Raw genomic sequence first — 6496 nt, forward strand, 5'->3', positions numbered from 1 at the left:
GTCTATTTTCTCCTAGTCTTCACTTGTGACGGTTTCTTCCTAGGTTAATGGATTTTTGCTAGTCTCGGAATTTCTCGGTTAGCGAGACATGACTTTATTGTGCGATTTCCATAAAATGAGAAAATAGCGATCGATTGACTATATTAAGGCGTAGATAATGGCTATCACCGATTCTGATCTAGATTTAGCACAATATATCGACCATTCTCTCCTCATCCCCACCGCCACCAGTGAACAATTAGAGGCTTACTGTCAACAGGCTGATCAATATCATTTTCCCACCGTCTGCGTTTATCCCGCTGCCGTTAAGCAAGCTGTGCAGTTACTCCACGGCAAAAAAACTTTAGTTTCTACCGTGATTGGTTTTCCCGCAGGGGCCACTACCCCCGCAGTTAAACGTTATGAGGCTTTAGAAGCCGTAGATAATGGTGCTAAGGAGTTAGAGGTGGTTATTAATCTCGGTTGGCTAAAAGATGGGAAATCTGAGGAATTATTCCAAGAAATTGCTAGTATTTGTCAGGAAACCGGCCAGACGGTAAAAGCGATTCTGGAAACCTCGCAACTAACGGACACCGAGAAACGTTTAGCGGCAGAGATTTGCATGGATGCAGGAGTGAGTTATCTAAAAACCAGTACCGGCTGGTTTGGAGGAGCAACGGTTAGCGATGTCAAGTTTCTCAAGGAAATTAGCAAAGGCCGCGTAGGAATTAAAGCATCCGGCGGAATTCGCACCCTTGAACAAGCACTCGCTCTTATCCAGGCCGGGGCCACTCGTCTGGGGACTTCTCGCGGTGTCGATTTAGTCCGTCAGCAAAAAGCTGCCTTTGAGGAATAATACTAAATCCTGTTTAAAAGAACGTAGGTTGGGTTGAAGCATGAAACCCAACGCCCACTCATGTTACGCTACCGCTAACCCATTCTACAAATAATTGTGCCTCCCTACTTACTAAATCCTGTTTAAAAGGTATAGGAAAGTGGGGTGTGGGGAAGTGGGGAGAATAAATAAAAAATAATCTCCTGAATCCTGTCTCCTGAATCCTGAATCCTGACAGCTAAAATGATGACTGACATTCAATAAAAATAAGGAGGTTTATTTGCCGATAATTCGCTGTGGTAATCGAGAATTTAGAGATATTCAAGGGATTGTTTTTGATAAGGACGGTACGCTAGAGGATTCGCGGGCTTTCTGGTACGATCGAGCTATAGCCCGGATACAAGCCATTGAATCGCAAATCCCTGGTTTAGAGTCTTTATTAACTAAAACTTTCGGTATTGGGGCAAATAGTCTCAATCCTGCTGGTTTAATGGCAGTGGGCAGCCGCAGAGATAATCATATCGTCGCTGCCGGTTGTATTGCTTCCACCGGCCGGGATTGGTTAACGGCCATGGCGATCGCAAAAGTAGCCTTTCAAGCGGCCGATGAAAAGGTTCCCCCCCGCTTAAATCCCCTCTATCCCCAATGTTTAGAAGTAATTCGTTATCTGCACGCGGCCGGTTTACAATTGGCGATTCTTTCCTCCGATACCACAGCACGAGTTGAGCAATTTGTCAAGGAAAATCACCTATTAAATTATATTAAAATTGTCCGAGGCTGCGATCGAGGTTTAAGTAAACCCGATCCCTTATTATTACAAGAAACCTGTCAAGCTTTGGGGACTGCCGTGGACAAAACCCTGATGGTGGGGGATACTAGGGCCGATTGGGAAATGGCTAAACAGGCAAAATCAGCAGCTGCGATCGCAATTAGTTGGCAACCGGAAAACCATCAAGATTTACAATTAGCTGATGTGGTCATTAGAGAACTGACTGCCATCTCGGTTATCAGAGGCGAATTTTCAGTTCACTGATTACTGTTTACTGTTCACTGTTCACTGAAAAACCCCACACCCCAATTCATAATTCCCTCTATGCTAACAATTGCCTTACCGAAGGGTGCTTTACTAAACGAAAGTATCCAAATATTTCAGAAAATTGGCTTAGATTTTAGTGCCTTTCTTGACTCAAAAAATCGCCAATTACAGATTACCGACCCCAGTAACCAAGCGAAAGCGTTATTAGTAAGAGCCACAGATGTACCAGTTTATGTAGAATACGGTCAGGCACAATTAGGCATCGCTGGTTATGATATTTTATTGGAAAAATCTCCCGATGTGGCTAATTTAATTGACCTAAAATTTGGTTATTGTCGGATGTCGGTAGCTGTCCCTGCTGATAGTCCCTATCAAAGTCCTCTAGACATTCCCCATCACGGTAAAGTTGCCTCAAAATTTGTCAATTGTGCTAAGGATTATTTTCGTCGTTTAGATATTCCCGTCGAGATTATACCTCTCTATGGTTCCGTAGAATTAGGCCCGATTACGGGGATGTCAGAAGCGATAGTTGACCTAGTTTCCACCGGTCGAACTTTACGGGAAAATGGTTTAGTAGAAATTGACGAATTATTTGCTAGTAGCGCTCGATTAATCGCTCATCCCCTCAGCTATAGACTAAATCGCAATCAGATTTATAACTGGGTAGAAAAGCTCAGAGAAGCAACTACATCAATGGCAAAAGTTTAACAAATCAGCACCCCCCTTATTAAGGGGGGATCAAGGGGGGAGCAGCCCTTATTAAGGGGGGATTAAGGGGGGAGCAGCCCTTATTAAGGGGGGATCAAGGGGGGAGCAGCCCTTATTAAGGGAGGATCAAGGGGGTATCAAAGGCAAAATCTATCTTAATATTTAATTAGAACCATTGACTTATTTCCCCCTAACCTAATTGTTTTAAAAGTAAACCAATGAGCGCACCAGCCAGAATTAGCCAAGTAGAATTAACCTGAAAACGTAGTAAAAGAATACCGGAGATAAGAGATAAAATGACAGCCAATAAATTAAAAGGTAAATTCCCGTAGGGTTGTAACCAAGTAGCTAGAGCTAAATTAAAAATTACCGCTACCATTAAAGCCACAGCACTAGCATTAATTGCGTCTAAAAAAGCACCCGCCCAAGCAGATTGTCTCAGTTTAGGAATGAGAGGATTAAGTAATAAAACAAAGATAAAAGAAGGAAAGAAAATCGCTAGAGTCGCCACAATCGCCCCCGATACTCCTAATATTTGATAACCGATAAAAGTGGCTGTAGATAACACCGGACCAGGGGTAAATTGACCGATAGCAATAGCATCTAATAATTGTTGTCGGGTTAACCATCCTTTCCCCTGCACTAAATCCGCTTCTAAAAAGGCAACTAACACATAACCACTACCGAATAAAACACTACCCACCTTGAGAAAAAATAGTCCTAATCCTGTTAATGTCGGTGGGATGTTGCTAGGAGTAGCAGCCGCCGTCGCACCGCCTATCCCTGCCACAATCAGGGGTAAAGTAGCGAATTTTTTTAGGATAAACATCCCGATAATTCCCCCTAACAGTAAAGCGATAATTTCATTTAAACCTAAGATTAATAATCCAATAACTCCCAATCCGATGAACAGTAATTGACGGGTTTTCAGTGCCTTTTTACCTAGTCGCCAGAGTGCCTGAAAAATCACCGCAATTACTACCGGTTTAATCCCCGCAAAAATCGGAGCCACATCCGGTAAAGTCCCGTAGGTAGTATAAATCCAAGCTAGAAAACCCGTAATTAACACCGCAGGAGTAATAAAACAAACCCCGGTGATTATTAAACCCGCTAAACCACCAAAAATATAACCGATATGAATAGCCATTTCCGTGGAATTAGGACCAGGAATCAGATTAGTGGCCCCCACCAAATCGAGAAATCGTTCCTTAGTCATCCAACCGCGACGCTTAACCACTTCTTCCTCCATTAAAGCGATATGGGCAGCCGGACCACCAAAACCGATAATGCCGATTTTGAGAAATAAAAGGGCAAGTTGCGAGAGATTGGGAGGCGATGAAGTCAGCATTTTCTGATTACCAATAGTTTTTCTAGAATCAAGTTTATATCCAAGAATATAGGCTTAAGTGGGGAATCATATAATAGCGGGGGCGAATGCAATTCGCCCCTACAATCATATGATTGCACCAATGGTAGGGGCGCATCGCGTGCGCCCAAATGGTATGAGATGTACCCGTTTTACACAAACCCAATTATAAGTATTTAATGCTCCCGTTCAAGTAAATTTGATACAAAAAAAGTTAAGAAAACTTTATAAATAATATTGATTAATTTGTTTATAATAGACCCCATTAATGCCCACTGAAACCCATCAGCACCCCCCTTATTAAGGGGGGCAAGGGGGGATCAAACCTTACTAAGGTTAGTCAACAAACCATAAACAATAATCAATTATCACAATCGATTTTTGTCTATACCAAAAAAACTCTATGGACAGCTTGCCGCCTAACACTAACCAGAACGTAGGTTGGGTTGAAGCATGAAACCCAACGCCCGCTCATGTTACGCTACCGCTAACCCATCCTACAAATAATTGTGCCTCCCCACTTAAATCATAAACAATAATCAATTATCACAATCGATTCTAATCTATACAAAAAAAACTCTATGGACAGCTTACCGCCTAACACTAACCAATTTTCAGATACCCAAGAGCCAGCAGCGAGTCCATCTCAGCGCCAAGCAGTGCCGGTCAATTATGAGTACAGCCTCAATCTGCCGGAATTACTCAACCAGCTTGACCTCTCGGTGTTGATTTCCACCTACCAAGCGGGACGAGTGGCCAGCATTGGCACTTATCAAGGACAAATGCGGGTGAGTTTCGCCCATTTTGACCAAGCGATGGGTTTAACCCGAACCGCTACTGGAATTGCTGTGGGCGCTCGTCAGGCAATTTGGAATTTACCCGCTAATCGAGAGATTGCCCCCCAGATTAAACCGGAAGGGGAACAGGATATTGCTTTTTTAGCTCGTTCTTCTCACCTCACCGGCCCGATTATGGGTCATGATTTGGCTTTTGGCAGTAATCGCCTTTGGGTGGTCAATACCCTATTTAACTGTCTGGCAACCATCGAAGGAAATTGGAGTTTTCTCCCCCAGTGGAAACCGCCCTTTATTACCGATTTAGTCCCCGGGGACCGCTGCCACCTCAATGGCTTGGCTATGGCTGAAAATAGCGGCACTCCCGTATATGTAACGGCATTGGGGGAAACCAACGAGGAAAGCCTCTGGCGAGAGAATAAAGCTCAAGGGGGATGCTTAATTGATGTGCCGAGGGGAGAGGTGATTCTGCGGGGTTTAGCCATGCCCCATTCTCCCCGTCTTTACCAGGGTAATCTCTATTTCCTCAATTCCGGTTATGGAACCTTGAACCGTTGGCATCCCCAAACTGGTAGCACAGAAATCATCGCGGAATTGCCCGGTTTTACCCGGGGTTTGGACTGTTGGGAAGGTCACGCCTTTGTCGGGTTGTCTCAAATCCGAGAAACGGCGATTTTTGGCGGTTTACCCCTGGATGAGCGGCGTAATCAATTGCGGTGCGGGTTGGCTATTGTCAATCTAGCTACCAGTCAACTGGTGGCGACTTTTTGGTTCAATAGCGGCGTGGAGGAGGTTTTTGCCGTCTCCGTGCTGCCGGGCTACCGCAACCCGGCGCTAATTGGACCGGATACCGACCTCGACGACACTCAATCGGTGTGGATGGTGCCTTCTTTAGGGGCTTAATTGTTTAATTTTCACCCTATTATTCAGGAAAAAATCATGTCAACGCCTTTTTTAGTTAAGGATATCTTCCCCGGTTCCTTTGGTTCCGACCCCCTTTATCTGACGGCATTATATAGTTTTACCAATAAATGTTAGAACAAAGATGTAGATGTAGGTTGCTCTAATGGGAAGTTTTGTGACGACAAGTAGCATTGATGATATTTATGGGGAATAATAGATTTAGATGAGTGCCTAACTTTCCCATTGGTAGCGACTTGCCATGAACCCAACAACCGCCAATTATGATGAACCCTGGAAAGAAGCATTAAGCGAATATTTTGAAGCGTTTTTATGCTTCTTTTTTCCCGAAGTTCACCAATTAATCGATTGGACAAAAATTCCCGAATCCCTAGAAAAAGAACTCAAACGGATTACCGCTTCAGCAAAGACAAAAAAACGTTTCGCTGACAAACTCTATAAAGTCTGGTTACTCAGGGGTGAAGAAGTCTGGATTTTAATTCATATTGAAATTCAAAGCCAGTACGAAGAAAATTTCCCCCAGAGGATGTATATTTATAACTATCGGGCCTTTGATTTGTATCAGAAACCAGTTATCAGTCTCGCTATCTTAGGGGATGACCGAGTAAATTGGCGACCAGATTCCTATAATTATACTATAGCTGGTTGTGAAGACAGCCTGAAATACCAAACCCATAGCTACTTCCTTCTACTTCTCACCAGCTTTCTACATACTCCACTAAATTGACTGTTGGGAATTTGAGGCTGACTTCACAACCAGCGATAGTATAATTATAGGAATCTGGTCGCCAATTTACTCGTTCATCCCCTAAGATAGCGAGACTGATAACTGGTTTCTGATACAAATCAAAGGCCCG

At 43.6% G+C, this 6496-nt stretch carries 5 protein-coding genes and 1 pseudogene; 5 read left to right on the forward strand and 1 reads right to left on the reverse strand.

Annotation, left to right across the window (positions count from 1 at the left end):
• The first annotated feature begins 157 nt into the window (after window positions 1-157).
• The 3 genes from deoC to hisG all read left to right on the forward strand — a co-directional run bounded on the left by deoC (window position 158) and on the right by hisG (window position 2558).
• Entirely contained in the window at window positions 158-835 is a 678-nt protein-coding gene (gene deoC / locus O9324_RS05580) for a deoxyribose-phosphate aldolase (protein WP_288139669.1), read from the forward strand.
• A 259-nt stretch (window positions 836-1094) separates the two neighbouring features.
• Window positions 1095-1847, forward strand: a complete 753-nt coding sequence (locus tag O9324_RS05585; RefSeq protein ID WP_288139670.1) for an HAD family hydrolase — start codon at window positions 1095-1097, stop codon at window positions 1845-1847.
• A 60-nt stretch (window positions 1848-1907) separates the two neighbouring features.
• Window positions 1908-2558, forward strand: coding sequence for an ATP phosphoribosyltransferase (gene hisG / locus O9324_RS05590; RefSeq protein WP_002785456.1), 651 nt, complete (start codon window positions 1908-1910; stop codon window positions 2556-2558).
• Window positions 2559-2748: 190 nt separating this feature from the next.
• Here hisG and chrA read toward each other — a convergent pair whose 3' ends face one another.
• Window positions 2749-3906, reverse strand: coding sequence for a chromate efflux transporter (gene chrA / locus O9324_RS05595; protein ID WP_288139671.1), 1158 nt, complete (start codon window positions 3904-3906; stop codon window positions 2749-2751).
• 599 nt (window positions 3907-4505) lie between these two features.
• Here chrA and O9324_RS05600 point away from each other — a divergent pair.
• Entirely contained in the window at window positions 4506-5621 is a 1116-nt protein-coding gene (locus tag O9324_RS05600) for a TIGR03032 family protein (protein WP_288139672.1), read from the forward strand.
• A 259-nt stretch (window positions 5622-5880) separates the two neighbouring features.
• A pseudogene (locus tag O9324_RS05605) lies at window positions 5881-6312 on the forward strand (RpnC/YadD family protein); the annotation flags it as partial.
• Window positions 6313-6496 lie beyond the last annotated feature (184 nt).

Source organism: Microcystis sp. LE19-84.1B (genome assembly GCF_027531875.1).
GTDB classification, from domain to species: Bacteria; Cyanobacteriota; Cyanobacteriia; order Cyanobacteriales; family Microcystaceae; genus Microcystis; species Microcystis panniformis.

Coding starts and splice junctions, on each gene's coding strand:
- hisG (WP_002785456.1), top strand. CDS start 1,908: ATGCTAACAATTGCCTTACCGAAGGGTGCTTTACTAAACGAAAGTATC.
- chrA (WP_288139671.1), bottom strand. CDS start 3,906: ATGCTGACTTCATCGCCTCCCAATCTCTCGCAACTTGCCCTTTTATTT.
- deoC (WP_288139669.1), top strand. CDS start 158: ATGGCTATCACCGATTCTGATCTAGATTTAGCACAATATATCGACCAT.
- O9324_RS05600 (WP_288139672.1), top strand. CDS start 4,506: ATGGACAGCTTACCGCCTAACACTAACCAATTTTCAGATACCCAAGAG.